At 70.1% G+C, this 17,022-nt stretch carries 15 protein-coding genes and 1 riboswitch; of the genes, 8 read left to right on the forward strand and 7 right to left on the reverse strand.

Annotation, left to right across the window (positions count from 1 at the left end; translation table 11 throughout):
* Positions 1–10: 10 nt before the first annotated feature.
* Positions 11–826: an SAM hydrolase/SAM-dependent halogenase family protein gene (locus Pph01_RS40105; RefSeq protein ID WP_239117367.1), complete on the reverse strand. Its 816-nt coding sequence runs from the start codon at positions 824–826 to the stop codon at positions 11–13.
* 95 nt (positions 827–921) lie between these two features.
* Here Pph01_RS40105 and Pph01_RS40110 point away from each other — a divergent pair, with 95 nt between their 5' ends.
* Both Pph01_RS40110 and otsB read left to right on the forward strand, forming a co-directional pair.
* Positions 922–1,203, forward strand: coding sequence for a DUF3263 domain-containing protein (locus Pph01_RS40110; RefSeq protein WP_204078541.1), 282 nt, complete (start codon positions 922–924; stop codon positions 1,201–1,203).
* Positions 1,200–2,003: a trehalose-phosphatase gene (gene otsB / locus Pph01_RS40115; protein ID WP_204078501.1), complete on the forward strand. Its 804-nt coding sequence runs from the start codon at positions 1,200–1,202 to the stop codon at positions 2,001–2,003. The genes Pph01_RS40110 and otsB overlap by 4 nt, the downstream gene beginning before the upstream one ends.
* A 45-nt stretch (positions 2,004–2,048) precedes the next feature.
* Here the strand turns inward: otsB and Pph01_RS40120 are convergent, their stop codons facing one another.
* Complete coding sequence (locus Pph01_RS40120; protein ID WP_308441946.1) at positions 2,049–3,365, reverse strand: MFS transporter; 1,317 nt, start codon at positions 3,363–3,365, stop codon at positions 2,049–2,051.
* Positions 3,289–4,719 (reverse strand): alpha,alpha-trehalose-phosphate synthase (UDP-forming), encoded by a 1,431-nt coding sequence (locus Pph01_RS40125; RefSeq protein ID WP_204078503.1) that lies wholly within the window; start codon positions 4,717–4,719, stop codon positions 3,289–3,291. Before Pph01_RS40125 ends, Pph01_RS40120 begins: the two co-directional genes overlap by 77 nt.
* A 69-nt stretch (positions 4,720–4,788) precedes the next feature.
* Here Pph01_RS40125 and Pph01_RS40130 point away from each other — a divergent pair, with 69 nt between their 5' ends.
* The 5 genes from Pph01_RS40130 to groL all read left to right on the forward strand — a co-directional run bounded on the left by Pph01_RS40130 (position 4,789) and on the right by groL (position 9,515).
* Complete coding sequence (locus Pph01_RS40130; RefSeq protein WP_204078504.1) at positions 4,789–5,340, forward strand: RNA polymerase sigma factor; 552 nt, start codon at positions 4,789–4,791, stop codon at positions 5,338–5,340.
* A gap of 105 nt (positions 5,341–5,445) precedes the next feature.
* Positions 5,446–5,584, forward strand: a riboswitch (SAM riboswitch).
* A gap of 14 nt (positions 5,585–5,598) precedes the next feature.
* The gene (gene thrC, locus Pph01_RS40135) at positions 5,599–6,849 is read left to right on the forward strand and encodes a threonine synthase (protein WP_239117369.1); all 1,251 of its coding nucleotides are present in this window, start codon (positions 5,599–5,601) and stop codon (positions 6,847–6,849) included.
* A 44-nt stretch (positions 6,850–6,893) separates the two neighbouring features.
* Positions 6,894–7,169 carry a MoaD/ThiS family protein gene (locus Pph01_RS40140; protein WP_204078506.1) on the forward strand — a complete coding sequence of 92 codons (276 nt, stop codon included), beginning with the start codon at positions 6,894–6,896 and terminating at the stop codon, positions 7,167–7,169.
* 253 nt (positions 7,170–7,422) lie between these two features.
* A complete protein-coding gene (locus Pph01_RS40145; RefSeq protein WP_066373698.1) occupies positions 7,423–7,623 on the forward strand; it encodes a cold-shock protein in 201 nt (66 codons plus the stop codon).
* A gap of 266 nt (positions 7,624–7,889) precedes the next feature.
* Entirely contained in the window at positions 7,890–9,515 is a 1,626-nt protein-coding gene (groL, locus tag Pph01_RS40150; RefSeq protein ID WP_203884639.1) for a chaperonin GroEL, read from the forward strand.
* A gap of 79 nt (positions 9,516–9,594) precedes the next feature.
* Here the strand turns inward: groL and Pph01_RS40155 are convergent, their stop codons facing one another.
* On the reverse strand, positions 9,595–10,230 hold the full coding sequence (locus Pph01_RS40155) for a DUF4190 domain-containing protein (RefSeq protein ID WP_204078507.1): 636 nt from the start codon (positions 10,228–10,230) through the stop codon (positions 9,595–9,597).
* A 118-nt stretch (positions 10,231–10,348) separates the two neighbouring features.
* Positions 10,349–12,328 (reverse strand): HelD family protein, encoded by a 1,980-nt coding sequence (locus Pph01_RS40160; RefSeq protein ID WP_204078508.1) that lies wholly within the window; start codon positions 12,326–12,328, stop codon positions 10,349–10,351.
* A 147-nt stretch (positions 12,329–12,475) separates the two neighbouring features.
* Between Pph01_RS40160 and Pph01_RS40165 the strand changes: the two genes are divergently transcribed.
* Positions 12,476–12,745, forward strand: a complete 270-nt coding sequence (locus Pph01_RS40165; RefSeq protein ID WP_204078509.1) for a hypothetical protein — start codon at positions 12,476–12,478, stop codon at positions 12,743–12,745.
* A 177-nt stretch (positions 12,746–12,922) separates the two neighbouring features.
* Here the strand turns inward: Pph01_RS40165 and Pph01_RS40170 are convergent, their stop codons facing one another.
* Together Pph01_RS40170 and Pph01_RS40175 are read right to left on the reverse strand one after the other, a co-directional pair.
* Positions 12,923–14,578 carry a DNA repair helicase XPB gene (locus tag Pph01_RS40170; protein WP_204078510.1) on the reverse strand — a complete coding sequence of 552 codons (1,656 nt, stop codon included), beginning with the start codon at positions 14,576–14,578 and terminating at the stop codon, positions 12,923–12,925.
* A gap of 49 nt (positions 14,579–14,627) precedes the next feature.
* Positions 14,628–16,997: a helicase-associated domain-containing protein gene (locus Pph01_RS40175; RefSeq protein ID WP_204078511.1), complete on the reverse strand. Its 2,370-nt coding sequence runs from the start codon at positions 16,995–16,997 to the stop codon at positions 14,628–14,630.
* Between the last annotated feature and the right edge of the window lie 25 nt (positions 16,998–17,022).

A 17,022-nucleotide genomic window follows, 5' to 3' on the forward strand; every position in this document is an offset into this window, starting at 1 on the left:
CTCGCCCGAGTCACGCCTGCTGGCGGATCGGCGAGAGCCGTACGTGTGCTCCGGGCGGAAGTCCGAGCCGCTCCGCCGCGTCGCCGAAGTTGATCGCCATGGCCACGAGGCCGGCGGAGTCGGTGAATGCGACGAGGTCGCCGGGCGGAACGGCCGTGAACGTGTCCCGGAACGGAACGGTGATCTGTCTCCGTCCCAGCCAGACGGTCAGCATGTCGCCGGCGCGGACGCCGAGGGACGAAACGTCGCCCCCGGTGATCGACAGCTGGACGTTGCCGTGTCGGTCGACGCAGAGCACCTCGCCCTCGGCGGCGCCGTCCCGGATCCGGCACATCGGCGCGGGCAGCAGGACCAGGCTGTCGGCCGGGATCGGCGGTCCCACGTCGGCGGGGCTGCTCCCCGCGCACAGGTGCGCGGCCACGGGCGCGAAGACGTCCCGGCCGTGGAACGTGGGCGAGACCGGCCGCAGGAACAGGTCCTCGTTGGCGATCTCGTAGGCCGTCTCGGCACCGCCGGCGGCCTGGACGGCCCACGACAGGACGCCGTTGTCCGGCCCGACGAACACCCGGCCGCCGGCCTGCACCGCGACCGCGCGTCCCGCGCCGCAGGCGGTCGGGTCGACGACGGCCAGATGGACGCCGGCGGGCAGGTATGGCGTGGTCTGCGCGAGGATGGCCGCGCCGCGCCTCACGTCCCCGGTGGGGATGAGGTGGCCGACGTCGATGATCCTCGCCTCTGGCGCTATACCGATGATGACTCCGTGGCAGGCGGCGACGCAGCCGTCCTCGAGCCCGTAGTCGGTCAGAAGCGTGATTACTGAGGTCACACTTGGTGACATTACGACTGCCCTTCCGGCCTGAACACCCCGGGATTCCCTACTACGATGATGGCGGGCGCCGCGAGCCCATCGAGGAGGAGCCGATGGAAACCGAACCGGCCGACGGCGATGGGCTTGCCATCTCGGATCGAGACCGCCAGATCCTCGCGTTCGAGCGCCAGTGGTGGCGGTACGCGGGAGCGAAGGAACAGGCCATCCGCGAGGCCTTCGACATCTCGGCGACGCGCTACTACCAGCTCCTCGGTGAGCTGATCGACCGGCCGGAGGCCCTGGAGCACGACCCGATGCTGGTCAAACGTTTACGCCGGATGCGGGCCGGCCGCAGGCGTGACCGCGCGGCCCGATGTTTCGGTCTGAACCCATGACGATTCCCCGGCACGCCGGGCTCGAGGCCCTCCTGGCCGATCCGCAGGGCGCGGTGATCGGGCTCGACTACGACGGCACCCTCGCCCCCATCGTGGCGGACCCCGCAGCCGCCCGGATCCATCCCGACGCCCCGGAAGTGCTCGCCGAGCTGGCGGAGCAGGTCGGCGGCATCGTGATCGTCACCGGCCGCCCCCCTGGTACGGCTCTCGCGCTCGGGACGAGCGACTCCGGGCCGTCCCTCGCCGACGTTCCCGGCCTCGTCATCCTCGGTCATTACGGGCTGGAGCGCTGGGAGGCCGGCCGGATCACCGCTCCGCCCGCGTCCCGGGGGCTCGAGCAGGTGCGGGAGCGTCTGCCGCTCATCGTGCACGGTCTCGACGGCGTCCTGATCGAGGACAAGGGGCAGGCGATCGCCGTCCACACCCGGACGAGTCCCGATCCCGAGGCCGCGCTGGAGGCTCTGCGTGAGCCGGTCGCCGAGCTCGCGGTGGAGACGGGGCTGGTGGTCGAGCCGGGGCGGCTGGTGCTGGAGCTGCGGCCGGCGGGCGTGGACAAGGGCCGGGCGTTGTCGAGGTTCCTCGCCGAGCGGAAGGCGCGTTCCGTCATGTTCGTCGGAGACGATCTGGGCGACATCGCCGCGTTCGACGCGGTGGTGGCCGCGCCGATCCCCGGCGTCCGGGTGTGCAGCGGCTCTACCGAGGTGACCGCGCTGGCCGAGCGGGCGGACGTCGTCGTCGACGGCCCGGCAGGTGTGGTGGAGCTGCTCCGGACGATCAGCCGGCGCGTAGGCGAGAACTGACTCCGGAGGATCAGCCGGCGGGCTGGGGGGAGCTGCTCAGGACCTTCAGCCGGCGAGTGGGCGGGAGCTGAGGAGGCCGAGCGCGGCGAGCCCGATGAGCACGGGCGCGAGCAGGAACGCCGCGTGCGTGCCGAACCCGTCTCCCAGCACGCCGAGAACGAACGGCCCGCCGCCCGACCCCACCGACGCCCAGATCGACGCGGTGCCCGACGCCTGGTCGGGCCTGCCTCCCGAGGCGTCGATGATCCTGGTCAGCGCGAGCGGGAAGTGCAGGGAGATGCCGAGTCCGCTGAGGGCCAGCCCCGCGTAACCGGCCGGTTGCGACGTGCTGAGCCAGAACAGCGCCCATCCCAGCAGGGTCACGGCGAGCGCGCCGAGGAGCAGCGGGGCCGGGCGGAAGCGCAGGGCCAGCCGTGCTCCGCCGAACCGGCCGACCGCCATCCCCGCGAGCATCGCGGTCAGTCCCTTCGCCGCGGCCGCCGCCGTCAGGCCGGTCTGCTGGGCGAACAACTCGGCCGCCCACAGGTTGAAGGTGAACTCGAGCCCGACGCAGCACAGCAGCACGGCGCCCGCGATGTGGAAACGCCTGCCGTACGGGATCCTGCGGGTGGGGGACGTCTCCGGCGCCGGCGGATCCGTGGTGAGGCGCGCGGGGATCCACACCCGGCCCATGGTCACGGCGAGCAGGGCCGTGGCCAGGATCGGGACGCACAGGGCGGCCCGCCAGCCGACCGCGGAGCCCGCGACCACGCTGAACAGGTAGGAGACCGCGATCCCCGCGATGACCGCCACCGCGTTGGCCTCGCTGATGGCGGCGGGGCCTGCAGAACCCTGGTGGTCGCTGAGCGCGGCCATCACGACGTACAGCGTGACCGAGCCCGCCGTCCCGGCAACCGCGAACCCGGTCAGGGTGAGGGGAAGCGCGTGCCCGAGGAGCACGATGAGGATGCCGGCGTCCATCACGACGAGTCCGGTCCAGACCGTGGCACGGCGGCCGAGCCTGGCGCTGAGCAGCGGAAGCGTGAGACCCGCGATCACGCCGCCGACGGCCATGGCTGTGCCGTGCAACCCTCCGACGGCCTGGGAGACGCCCAGTTCGGCGCGGAGCGTGGGCAATGCGGCCGACAAACCGTAGAGATATGTCGCGAAAGTGGCAAGGACCAAATAGATGAACCAGGTGGGACGATCCCTAGTGAAATGAGCTGCCTGCACGGTCGTGGCAGAGTCCACCCAGTCCCCCGTATCACGCTTCAAATGGAGGGAAAGGCTAACATCCGTGCTGTTATCAGCCCAGAGCGGCGAGTTGGTCCTCGAACCAGCGGTGAGGCGGCATCGCCGTCGCCGCCTCGCGCAACCGGACACCGCGCTTGACCCGCTCGTCCTCGGGCAGGATCAGCGCCTCGTGGAGGGCCGCGGCCGTGCCCGACACGTCGAACGGGTTGACGAGCAGGGAGTCCGGCCCCAGTTCGGCCGCCGCCCCCGCCTCGCGGGACAACACCAGGGCGCATCGCTCGGACAGGATCGGCCCCTCCTTGGCGACCAGGTTCATGCCGTCGCGGATCGGGTTCACCAGCAGCACGTCGGCCAGGCGGTAGGCAGCGAGCGAGCGGGCGTAGTCGTCGTGGACGTTGAGGATCAGCGGATCCCAGTCGTCGGTGGCGAACTCGTCCTCGATCTCCTTGGCGCACCGCTGCACGGCGGCCGTGTACTCCCGGTATTCGGGCAGGTCGTGGCGGGACGGATAGGCGAAGGCCAGATGCACGACCTTGCCGTGCCATTCGGGATGCCGGCCGAGGAACTCCCGGTAGGCGGCGAGGCCGCGCACGATGTTCTTGGACAGCTCCGTCCGGTCGATGCGGACGATCAGCCTGCGGTCGCCGACCAGGTCCCGGATGGCCGTCATGTGCGACTCGACGTCGGGCTCGGCCGCCCGCGCCCGGAGCGCCTCTCCGTTGACGCCCAGGGCGTGGACCCCGATCCGGGTGGTCCTGCCCTCGTGGGTCACCGTACGGGCGGCTCGGTCGATCCGGGCCCCGAGGAAGGCCTCACAGCAGTCCATGAACGCGCTGGCCCATCGGGCGGTGAGGAAACCGGCGTGGTCGGCCCCCAGGATGCCCGAGAGCACCTCGGCGGCCACGTCGTCGGGGAGCAGGGAGAAGTACTCCGGAGGAGCCCACGGCGTGTGCGAGAAGTGGCTGATGCGCAGATCGGGCCGCTCGATCCGGAGCATCGCGGGCGTCAACGTCAGGTGGTAGTCCTGCACCATCACCTTGGCGTCGTGCGCCGCCTCCTCGGCCAGCGCGAGCGCGAAGGCGCCGTTGTACTCGCGGTAGGACTCCCACTCCCGCCTGAAGCGCGTGTCGAACTGCGGGGCGGTGGGGGTGTTGTAGAGCAGGTGGTTCACGAACCACAGGGTCGAGTTGGCCACCGCGTTGTAGGCCCGGTGAAAGATCGGCGGAGGGATGTCCAGCATGCGGACCGGCCCGGTGTCGTTGCCCGCCTGGTCGAGCCGCCCGCCGGGCGCCTGCCGTACGGCGCCGCGGTCGCCGTCGGACAGCGCCGCGCAGACCCACAGCACGTCGGTGTCCCTGACCACCTCCGACAGGCCGGAGACCAGGCCGCCGCCGCCCCTGCGCATGGTCAGCGCCCCGTTGTCCGACAGGGTGAAGGCCACCGGTCCCCGGTTGGAGGCGATCAAGACTGAGTGGGCACGCATGGACGAAGATTAATCAAAGCTGACAGCGATCAATAGGATGTCGGTCATTCGCGGAAAGGCTTGATCCGTATGGCACTGGACGAGGCGGTCGACGAGCTGGCCAGGACGGCCGCGCAAGGCGATCATCGATCGCTCGGCGAACTGCTCCGCAGGATCGAGCCCGACGTCATCCGGCACTGTGAGCGGCTTCTGCCGTACCGGCAGGACGCGGAGGAGGCGGCGCAGGACACGCTGCTGGCTGTCGCCCGCAACATCAGCAGGTTCGAGGGCCGCTCCCGCTTCGGTACCTGGCTGCACATCGTGACGGTGAACTGCGCCAGGACGACCTACCGGTCGCTCAAGCGCCGCTCGTCGGAGCAGGCGGAGGAACTGCCCGAGCAGCGGCCCGACCCCCGGCGGGTCAGCGTCATCGCCGGGTCGCGCCTGGACCTGCTCGACGCCATGGAGGCGCTGGAGGCCGACAAGCCCGACCTGGCGCACGCCCTGGTGTTACGCGACATCTGCGAGCTCGACTACGCGGAGATCGCCGACCAGCTCGGCATCCCCGTCGGCACCGCCAAGTCGCGCATCCACCAGGCGCGCAAGTACGTCCAGGCGGTGCTCGGCGACGCCTACCGCTGAACGGCGGCGGACGCCCGCATCCCGGATCGTGAGACGACGGAACGGACATGCGGGACGTCGGGGTACAGTGCTAGAGACCTGCTCGGCGGGTCTACAACTGAACATTGCTCATCCAGAGGGGTGGAGGGACCGGCCCTGCGAAGCCCCGGCAACCTTCCCGGCGTCCGACTCGTGACCACGAGGCCGGCCGGGACAGGTGCCAATTCCGGCTCGTGATCAGGGTGGTCGCGAGCGAAGATGAGGGAAAGGCCTCGCTTCATGGCGCTTACAGATGCTCCCCAGTTCGGCCCCGCTACCGGTCTGTCGTGTCGCGAATGCGGCACCGTCTACGACCTCGGGCCGATCTTCGCCTGTGCCGAGTGTTTCGGGCCACTCGAGGTGGCGTACGACTTCGGCGATGTCCGCCGGGAGGACATCGAATCCGGCCCGACCAACATCTGGCGCTACCGGGCGCTGCTCCCCGTCCCCGCGAACGTGGCCACCAAGCCCAACCTCCAGCCCGGCTGGACGAAGCTGGTCAAGGCCGACAACCTCGCAGCCGAGCTGGGCCTTCGCTCCCTCCACGTGAAGGACGACTCCGGCAACCCCACCCACTCGTTCAAGGACCGGGTCGTGTCCATCGCCCTCGAGGCGGCCAGGGCCTTCGGCTTCCACACGCTCTCCTGCTCCTCCACGGGCAACCTCGCCGGAGCGGTCGGCGCGGCCGCCGCCCGCGCCGGGCTCGACTCCTGCGTCTTCATCCCCGCGAACCTCGAAGAGGCCAAGATCACCATGGCCGCCGTCTACGGGGGCCGCCTGGTCGCCATCGACGGCACCTACGACGAGGTGAACCGCTTCTGCTCCGAGCTGATCGGCGACGAGCTGGGGGAGAAGTGGGGCTTCGTCAACGTCAACCTCCGGCCGTTCTACGCGGAGGGCTCCAAGACGCTGGCCTACGAGATCGCCGAGCAGCTCGGCTGGCGGCTGCCCGACCAGATCGTCATCCCGATCGCCTCGGGATCCCAGCTCACGAAGATCGACAAGGGCTTCCGCGAGCTCATCAAGCTCGGGCTCGTCGAGGACAAGCCGTACCGGATCTTCGGCGCCCAGGCCGAGGGCTGCTCGCCGGTCTCCGCGGCGTTCAAGGCGGGGCACGACGTGGTTCAGCCGGTCAGGCCGAACACGATCGCCAAGTCCCTCGCCATCGGCAACCCCGCGGACGGGCCGTACGTGCTCGACATCGCCAGGCGGACCGGCGGTGCGGTTGAGGACGTCAACGACCACGAGGTGGTCGAGGCGATCCGTCTGCTGGCCCGGACGGAGGGGGTCTTCGCGGAGACGGCGGGCGGCGTGACCGTCGGCGTCCTGCACAAGCTGGTCAGGAACGGCGTGCTCGACCCGGACGCGGAGACCGTCGTGCTCAACACGGGAGACGGGCTCAAGACGCTCGACGCGGTCGCCGCCGACGCGCGGCCCACCGCCGTCATCCGCCCCTCCCTCGACGCATTCCGTACGGCATTCGCCAACTGAAGCCGTTTCTCCAAGCCCAACTGAAGCTAGAAAGCGAGCGAAAAATGAGTGTTTCAGTGCGGATTCCGACGATTCTGCGCACATACACCAGCGGAGCCGCGGAGGTATCCAGCGACGGCGGAACGCTCCGGGAAGTCCTGCAGAAGCTGGACGCCGACTATCCGGGCATCGGAGGTCGAATCCTGGATGAAACGGGCAAGATCCGGCGTTTTGTCAACGTTTATGTGGGCGAAGAGGATGTCCGATTCACTGAGGGACTCGACACACCCACGCCCGTCGGCAGCCAGATCTCCGTCATCCCGGCCGTGGCCGGCGGCTGAACGATCCGGAAGCGCATGCGCCTGACATGCGCTTCTATCATTATCGAAGTCAAACGCCACACTAGAATGGTGTAACAATCAACTATCCGGCCCCTAACTTAATATTCGCCGTTTCCTGCTTTGAGCGAACGCCATGAAGTGGTTTGCGGATTGACTCTGTTGTGCCACGGCTTGACACGGGTATGGTCGAGGACGATCGACGTAATCGGGGGCTTCTTGGCGTGGTCCCCAGCCCAGCAAGAGGAGTCGGAAAGTGGCGCAGGGCACCGTCAAATGGTTTAACGCGGACAAGGGCTACGGCTTCATCGCGGTAGACGGTGGTAAGGACGTATTCGTCCATTACTCGGCAATCATGATGGACGGGTACAAGGCCCTCGAGCAGGGCCAGCGAGTCGAGTTCGACATCACGCAGGGCCAGAAGGGCCCGCAGGCGGAAGGCGTCCGGACCGTCTGATCTGTACAGCACCCCTACGCAAGGCCCGGTTCGTCCCACGAGCCGGGCCTTACTCGTGGCCGGACTTACCTGTACAAGCTGGTCAGGCTGGCTTCCGCTTGCACTCGCAGGGGTAGAGTGCTAAACACGTGTTTGGCACTCTGAGGTCGAGAGTGACAACTCACGGGATCGAGGCGATGGGGCCTGCGAAAGGAAAGCGGGCCCGTGCCGTCGCGGGCGTCGGCTCGGTCCGTTAAAACCACCCTGCTACTGGGAGGTCTAGCCTTATGGCAGCCAAGATGATCGCGTTTGACGAGGACGCCCGGCGCGGTCTCGAGCGCGGCATGAACCAGCTCGCCGACGCCGTCAAGGTGACCCTCGGCCCCAAGGGCCGCAACGTCGTGCTGGAGAAGAAGTGGGGCGCCCCCACCATCACCAACGACGGTGTCTCCATCGCCAAGGAGATCGAGCTCGAGGACCCGTGGGAGAAGATCGGGGCCGAGCTCGTCAAGGAAGTCGCCAAGAAGACCGACGACGTCGCGGGTGACGGCACCACCACGGCCACCGTGCTCGCCCAGGCGCTGGTGCGTGAGGGTCTGCGCAACGTCGCGGCCGGCGCCAACCCGATGTCCCTGAAGAAGGGCATCGAGGCGGCCGTCGAGCGCGTCAGCGAGGAGCTGTCCAAGCTCGCCAAGGACGTCGAGACCAAGGCGCAGATCGCCTCCACGGCGTCGATCTCCGCCGGCGACCCCCAGATCGGCGAGATGATCGCCGAGGCGATGGACAAGGTCGGCAAGGAAGGCGTCATCACCGTCGAGGAGAGCAACACCTTCGGCCTCGAGCTCGAGCTCACCGAGGGCATGCGCTTCGACAAGGGCCTCATCTCGATGTACTTCGTGACGGACCCGGAGCGCATGGAGGCCGTCCTCGAGGACCCGTACATCCTGATCGCGAACCAGAAGATCTCCGCGAACAAGGACCTGCTGCCCCTGCTCGACAAGGTCGTCCAGGCCGGCAAGCCGCTGCTGATCATCGCTGAGGACGTCGAGGGCGAGGCCCTGGCGACCCTGGTGGTCAACAAGATCCGTGGCCTGTTCCGCTCGGTGGCCGTCAAGGCTCCGGGCTTCGGCGACCGCCGCAAGGCCATGCTGGGCGACATCGCGACCCTCGCCGGTGGCCAGGTCATCAGCGAGGAGCTGGGCCTCAAGCTGGAGAACGCGGGCCTCGAACTGCTGGGCCGCGCCCGCAAGGTCGTCGTGACCAAGGACGAGACCACCATCGTCGACGGCGCCGGTGACGCCGAGCAGATCGCGGGCCGGGTCAACCAGATCCGCGCCGAGATCGACAGCACCGACTCCGACTACGACCGTGAGAAGCTCCAGGAGCGTCTGGCCAAGCTGGCCGGCGGCGTGGCGGTCATCAAGGCCGGCGCGGCGACCGAGGTCGAGCTCAAGGAGCGCAAGCACCGCATCGAGGACGCCGTCCGCAACGCGAAGGCGGCCGTCGAGGAGGGCATCGTCCCCGGCGGTGGCGTGGCCCTGCTGCAGGCCGGCGCCAACGCGTTCGACAAGCTCGAGGTCAACGGTGACGAGGCCACCGGCGCGTCGATCGTCCGCAAGGCGCTCGAGGAGCCGCTGAAGCAGATCGCCGTGAACGCCGGCCTCGAGGGCGGCGTCGTGGTGGAGAAGGTCCGCAACCTGCCCGCGGGTGAGGGCCTCAACGCCGCCACCGGCGAGTACGTCAACATGTTCGAGTCGGGCATCATCGACCCGGCCAAGGTGACGCGCTCCGCTCTGCAGAACGCGTCGTCGATCGCGGCCCTGTTCCTCACGACCGAGGCCGTCATCGCCGAGAAGCCCGAGAAGACCCCGGCCGCTCCCGCCATGCCCGGCGGCGGCGACATGGACTTCTAAGTCTTCGCTGCACGCGAGAAGGGGCGGTTCCCGACCGGGAACCGCCCCTTTTTCGTGTCTCGGTCCGCCGCCTCGGTGATCAGGGACGCGCCGAGCCGGTCAGCTTGCCCGCCTGTCCGTCGACCACCAGGCAGGTGACCGCACGGCCCTGGTGAGCCGGAAGGGTGATCTTGACGATGACCTCGGCGTCGTGCGGTTGGGCGCAGGGCAGAGCGGTCAGCCGGGTGACCACCTTGCCGTCGGCCACGCCGTTCACGCAGTCGCCCTCATGCAGGCTGGTGCTCGACACCTGGCCGCCCCCGGTGACGGCGCCCGTCTCGTCGCGTTGTGCGACGCTCAGGCTTGCGATGGCCATGAGCAGAGCGAACATGGCGATCCACAACCCCGAGACGATCAGGCCCGCGATCGCGAGGCCCTTGCCCTTGTCGCCCCGCTTCCTGATCTGCACCAGCGCCACGATGCCGAAGATGATCGAGAACAGGACGCCGCCGAGAATCGCCAGGACGAGGGTCGCGATCGCGAAGCCGTTCGTCCGCGCGGCGGGCGGCGGCGGGGGCGGATATCCGTACGGCGGGGGATACGGGGCTCCGAGCGGGCCTGGCGGCGGGATGGTCGGCGCCCCATGGATGCCGGGCGGTGGGGGGTAGGGGGATCCGTAGGAGCCGGGCGGCGGTGGCGCCGCCGGCTGGGTGCCCCCGGAATAAGGTTCACTCACGGCACCAAATAATGCCGTGTCATGATTTATTACGACAAATAGGTAAAAGTAATTTCCGGGCGCCCGAAGTCGACGCCCAAAGTCGACGGCCGAAGAGGTCATCGCCTCGCGGGCCGTTTCAGAGCAGTTCGGCGGGAAGCTCCGCGCTGTGGAGCACGCTCAGGGTCGTGACGGCACGGGTCAGCACGACGTAGAGCCGGGCCAGGCCGCGCTTTTCCGCCGCCACGATGTCGGCGGGCTCCACCACGACGACGTGGTCGTACTCGAGGCCCTTGGCGAGGCCGGCGGGCACGACGAGCACCCGTTCCTCGCCGGTGGAGTCGGCGCCGAGCACGCCGTGCGCGATGCCGTCCAGAGCCGCGGAGACGGCCTGGACCGAGTCGTCCGCCGCGATGACCCCGATCGACCCCTCGCTCTGGAGTGCCTGCCGTACCGCGTCGGGAACGGCGGCGACGGCGTCGGGCGAGCGCCGTACGGACAGGGAGCCGGCGCCGGGACGGAGCGAGCGGGGGGCCGCGAGGTCGGGTGCGACCGACGGGAGCAGCCGGGCGGCGTAGTCGAGGACCTCACGCGGCACGCGGAAGCCGAGGGTCAGCTCGGTCACCTCCCCGGACGGCTGGCCGAGGTGCTCGAGCACGGTCTTCCACGACCGCGCCGACCACGGAGTCGTGCCCTGCGCGATGTCGCCCAGGACCGTCGCCGATCCAGTACGGCAGCGCCGTCCCAGAGCGCGCAGCTGCATGGCGGACAGGTCCTGCGCCTCGTCCACCACGACGTGCCCGTGGGAGGCGGTCCGCTCGATCAGGTCGGCCAGCTCGTCGAGCAGGGCCGCGTCGGCGGCCGACCACTTCGCGGACTTGTGCGACTTGGCGGGCTTGCTCCACAGGACGGCCTGCTGCTCCTCCGGCGACAGGTCGGACCTGGCGGCCCTGGCCAGGAACTCCGCGTCCGACAACAGCCGGAAGAGCACCTGCTCGGGAGTGAGCTTCGGCCAGGCCGTGTCGAGGATCTGCCTGACGGGCTTGGAGCGGGCGACGGCGTCCTGCACCCGATCGTCCGGCGACTCGCCGCGCCGCTCCATCTGGACGAGCACGGCGTGGGCGAGCCGCTGGGCGAGCGTCGCGCGGCCGGGGGCGTACCGGATCGTGCCGCGGAGCGAGGCGACGATCTCGCGCACCTCGTGATCGGCCACGCGGTAGCGGTTGATCCCCTTGGTGTAGAGCACGCCCTCCTCGGGCTTGGTGACGTGCAGCCAGAGGGCGCGCTCGACCACCGCGGCCATCCGGGCGTCGCCCTTGATCGCGGCCGTGACCGGATCCTCGGGGAAGGAGTGGTCGCCCAGGATCCCCGCGACGGTGGTCTGGTCGACCTTGACCTCGCCGAGCGCGGGCAGGACTGAGGAGATGTACGACAGGAAGGCCCGGTTGGGGCCGACGATCATGACGCCGTTCCTGGACAGCCGCTCGCGGTGCGTGAAGAGCAGGTAGGCGGCCCGGTGCAGGCCGACCGCCGTCTTCCCGGTGCCCGGGGCACCCTGGACGCAGACGGTCACGGTCAGGTCGGACCTGACGATCTCGTCCTGGTCGGGTTGGATGGTCGCGACGATGTCGCGCATCGGGCCGGTGCGGGGGCGCTCGATCTCCTCGGCCAGCAGCCTGCTCTGCGCGAGCTCCCTGCCGTCCATGGGCTCGTCCTCGTAGGCCGTCAGCTCGCCGCCGTGGTATCCGAACCTGCGGCGAAGCGTGACGCCCATCGGGTCGGCCGGGCTGGCCTGGTAGAACGCGCGGGACACCGGGGCCCGCCAGTCGATCACCAGGGCGCGCCTGTCGTCGTCGTGGACGTGCCGCCGGCCGACGTAGATCGTGCCGGGGATGTCGCCGCCGGCGGACAGTTCGAGCCGGCCGAAAAATAGCGGCGTGTCCTTGTGGTCGGCCAGAGCGGCGACCCGCTGGTCGAGCAGGCCCTGGAGGATCTGCTGCGAGACCCAGTCGCCGGCGGCGTCCGCGGACAACGACTGCGCATGCTCGCGCATCGACGTGAGAGCGGCCCGAGACACCGCGAGGTGGGCGCGCTCGGCTTCGAGGACGTTTTCCGGCATGCCGAACTCCTTCAGGACGCGGGAAAGACAGGAGCTTACCGATGGCCGTCCAGCGAACCAAAATGGTTTTTTTGTGCGTGTTGCACCTTCTGCCCGGGTACCTGTACCGAGGTGACGCGGACCTGGATGCCTCCCGCTATTCCTGCCATGGCGAGTCTGTTGCTCGCCGTCCTCTGGGCGTTGTCGGTCTTCGGGGGCTGGGGCGTCGAGGCCTTCTGCCCGGCCGCGGAGTCGCCCGGTGCGTGCGCCGACCGGATCGCCTCCGCCGCCAGATTCTCCGGCGCCGTCGCGCTTTTCGCCGCCGCCTCGACGGGGGTCGCCTGGTTCACCAAGAGGCAGGGTCTGCTCGGTGTCGCGGTGTTCGCGTGGGTGGCGGCGGTCGGCGTGCTCTTCGTCGGCGGAGTGATCGCCCAGTAATCACCCCAATACGCTGTGATTTCTACCAAATTGGCATAGCTCGCATAGGGCGAATTGCGTGATTTGCCACAAAGATGGGGTATGGGCGTTCCTGCTGTTCTGGTGTGGGGGGGTGATGCGGTTGTCTGGGGCCAAGGGGATTTCCTGGACCTGACCTGGCACCCGCGCCCGGCGAGATCACCTCGCCGGGTTCTCCTCGCCCACGTCGTCGGCGTCCACGATGCGATAGGCGTATCCCTGCTCGGCGAGGAAGCGCTGCCTGTGCGCGGCGAACTCCTGATCCACCGTGTCGCGGCTCACGATGGAGTAGAAGCGCGCGCCCCCGCCGTCCGCCTTGGGACGCAGCACGCGGCCGAGCCGCTGCGCCTCCTCCTGCCGTGAGCCGAAGGTGCCCGACACCTGGATCGCGATGGACGCCTCGGGCAGGTCGATCGAGAAGTTCGCGACCTTCGACACCACCAGGACCTGGATCTCCTTGTCCCGGAACGCCTGGAACAGCCGCTCCCGCTCGCGTACCCGCGTCTCCCCCTTGATCACCGGGGCGTCGAGGTGCTCGCCCAGCTCGTCGAGCTGGTCGATGTACTGGCCGATCACCAGGACCTGCTCGCCGGCGTGACGGCGCACCAGGGCCTCGGTCACCCGCGTCTTCGACGGCGTCGTCGAGCAGAACCGGTACCGCTCCTCGGCCTCGGACATCGCGTAGGCCAGCCGCTCCTCGTCGCTGAGGGTCACCCGCACCTCGACGCAGTCGGCGGGCGCGATCCAGCCCTGCGTCTCCATCTCCTTCCACGGCGCGTCGTAGCGCTTGGGCCCGATGAGGGAGAACACGTCGCCCTCGCGGCCGTCCTCGCGGATCAGCGTCGCGGTCAGGCCCATCCGGCGGCGGGCCTGCAGGTCGGCCGTCATGCGGAAGATCGGCGCGGGCAGCAGGTGCACCTCGTCGTAGATCACGAGGCCCCAGTCGCGGGCGTCGAAAAGCTCCAGGTGCCGGTAGACGCCCTGCCGCCTGGTCGTCATGACCTGGTAGGTCGCGATCGTGACCGGGCGGATCTCCTTCTTGGTCCCGGTGTACTCGCCGATCTCGTCCTCCGTGAGGGAGGTGCGCCTGATCAGCTCCTGCTTCCACTGGTGCGCGGAGACGGTGTTGGTCACCAGGATCAGCGTCGTCGCCTCGGCGTGCGCCATGGCGGCGGCGCCCACGATGGTCTTGCCCGCGCCGCAGGGGAGCACCACCACGCCGGACCCGCCGTGCCAGAACGCGTCCGCCGCCTCCTTCTGGTACGGCCGCAGCGCCCAGCCGTCCTCGGCCAGCGCGATCGAGTGGTGCTCGCCGTCGACGTAGCCGGCGAGGTCCTCGGCGGGCCAGCCGATCTTGAGCAGCAGCTGCTTGATGTTGCCCCGCTCCGACGGGTGCACCGCGACGGCGTCGGCCCCGATCCGCTCGCCGAGCAGCGGCTGGATCTTCTTGGACCGCAGCACCTCCTCCAGGACGGCCCGGTCCGTGGAGGTGAGGGTGAGCCCGTGGATGGGGTCCTTCTCCAGGCGGAGCCTGCCGTAGCGGGACATGGTCTCCGCGACGTCCACGAGCAGCGCGTGCGGCACCGGATAGCGGCTGTACTCGATCAGCGCGTCGACGACCTGCTCGGCGTCGTGGCCCGCGGCCCGCGCGTTCCACAACGCCAGAGGGGTGACCCGGTAGGTGTGCACGTGCTCGGGAGCGCGCTCGAGCTCGGCGAACGGCGCGATCGCCTTGCGGCACTCGTCGGCTCGTTCGTGATCGACCTCGAGCAGCAGTGTCTTGTCCGACTGAACGATCAGGGGCCCGTCATTCAAAGTCCGCTCCCTTGTCCGGATGACCGCATAACAAACTACCGAGCCGGAATCAGCTCACGTCCGCGATGCCGGTTATCCGGTGCAGGGCGAACCGGTGGACGGCAGCGCGGGTCTCGTCATATGCGGTGAGGTAGCCACCCTCCATCCGGGCGGGTTCGAGGATGCGGCTGGTGGCGTGACCCTGTGCGTCAAGGTATCCGATCCAGACCCGTGACCCTTGCCTGATGGCCTCCTGGAGGGCCTGGATGGTCGCCGTCGCGGGCGACCGGGGCACGTGCCCGTCGGGGCCGTGCGACGGGCGGCGACGGCTGCGATGAGCCTCGTCCCCGGCCCGCATGGCGCGGATGGCGGCCGCCGCGACATCGGGCTCCGGCCCGGCCGGGGCGGAGCCGCGCGCGACCGGCGGGCCGTCGGTCCGCCGGCTGTCGGCCCTGGAGACCAGCACGTCGCCCTCCAGCGACTCGGCGACCGGCGCGTATCCCATCGCGCGGAGCGAGTCGAGCAGGGTGGCCCGGGACGTCTTGGACGCCAGGACGGTGGGCGCGAGCCGCCGAAGCCGCAGGAGCCCGGCCCGCTTGTCCGCGAGCACCTCGTCCAGCACGGAGGGGTCGTCGCACCGGACGTAGGCGGACGCCGTCCCGACGCGGATGCGCCCGTGGCGGCGGGCCACGTCGGTGATCAGGTAGCCCAGTGGCTGGGGGACGGCGGTGGTGGAGTGGCGCTCGAGCATCCCGGCCAGGTCGTCGGCCGACTGCCCGGCGTCGAGCGCCCGCCGGATCGAGCGTTCGCTGAAGCGGTAGACGGTCGCGCCCCCCTTCGACTCGACATCGGCGGCCAGAGCGAGCCACCGGCCGAGGTCGCTGGTGAGCGGACCGGGGGCGACCGCGGTCAGGTCCGCCTGCAGCAGCACGTGGTCCACCGGTTCGGGGAGCAGCGGCGCGAGCAGCCCGGCGGCGGTGCCGTCCCCGCGCACGATCCCGCGGCCGTGCTCCGAGAGGACGCCCAGCCCGGTGACGCCCACCTGTTCGGCCTCCCGCAGGGCGAACTCGGCGAGCCGGTCGCGCTGGGCGCCCCTGCGCCTGGGCTGCTCCCAGGCGAGCCTGGCCAGGACGGACGCGGCCGTGGGGGCGAGGCCGGGACCCGCGGAGGCGAGCACGGCCAGAGTCTGGGCGCGCACCTGGGCCGCGGCGGGCCTGCGGAGGTCGGGATGGAGCGCGTTCAGCGGCCGGTCGCGGTCGTCACGCTCCCCGATGAGCCCGGGGACACGGTCCATGGCGGCCCAGGCGGAGGCGAGCAGGGCCCATCGGTCCTCGGTCGCCTTGACCCGCCAGCCGTCGTAGGCCGAGGTGGGAAGCCACTCGCCGTCGACCGATCCGCCGGACGCCACGAGCCCCGCGGCGTAGGCGATCTCCACGACCAGCCCGGCCGCCCATTCCGGCAGATCGAGCAGCTGCGCCGTCCTCTTCAGGTCCCTGATGGCGAGACCGCCCGTGCGCAGGACCCCGGGAGCGTCGACGCTCCAGTGCTCGCACAGCTCCTCCACCGTCCGTACCAGCGTGAACGCCTGGCCCGCCGCGGTCCTGTCGGCGAGCGTCTGCTTCCGCACGGCGCCCTCGAGCGCAGGCGGGCGGGGGGACAGGTCGCGGTGGAGGCGACCGTCGCGGAGGAAGAGCGCCACCTCGCGGGGCAGGGCCACGGTCTCCTCGCCGGTCGCCCCGAGCAGGCCGCGCGCGAGGAGCTGCTCGATCGGAGACTGCGCGGTGGCGGTCCTGATCTCTCTGCGGGCGTTGGGCAGCCGTCCGCTCGCCGGTCCCCAGGACAGCTCGTCGAGGGCGGCCCGCGCCTGCGGCGAGACCTCGGCCACCAGGCGTCCCACCGTCGTGGGATCGGCGAGGAGCTCGGCCAGCCTCTCGCGGGGAGATCCGTCACGCCGCGGCGCCCCGATGTCGTTCAGCAGGACCTCGAGCGCCTCCGGCGAATGATGCCGGAACACCTCCGCCGCGGGCGGTCCGAGCCCGGCCGGAGGGTCGAGGGCCTCGGCGACTCCCGGGGCGGGCAGCAGCGCGTCGTCGGACCCGAAGACGAGGCCTCTGGTCATGAGCCGGTCGAGCGCCTCGTCGAGCGCCGCGTCCAGTTCCCTCTTGCCCGCCGTGCCGGCCGCGGCCTTCTCCAGCGCCGACCCGAGCGCCTTACGCGTGACGGGGCCGGGCTGGAGGGACAGGGTCTCGACCACGGCGAGGGTGAACCTGTCGAGCCGGTCGAGGGCCCGGCCGAGCGCGGAAGGGCTGGCGGCGCGGGCGGCGAGCCCCTCGACGTGAGCGGGAACGGGCGTGATGAGCTCAGGCCGCGCCGTCACGAGGGCGCGCAGCTGCTCGTCCGTCCGGCCACGCAGCCACTCGGTGAACTCAGTGCTCGTCATCCGTTCCATCGTAGGGCCGCATTTT

The organism is Planotetraspora phitsanulokensis (genome assembly GCF_016863295.1).
Lineage (GTDB): Bacteria > Actinomycetota > Actinomycetes > Streptosporangiales > Streptosporangiaceae > Planotetraspora > Planotetraspora phitsanulokensis.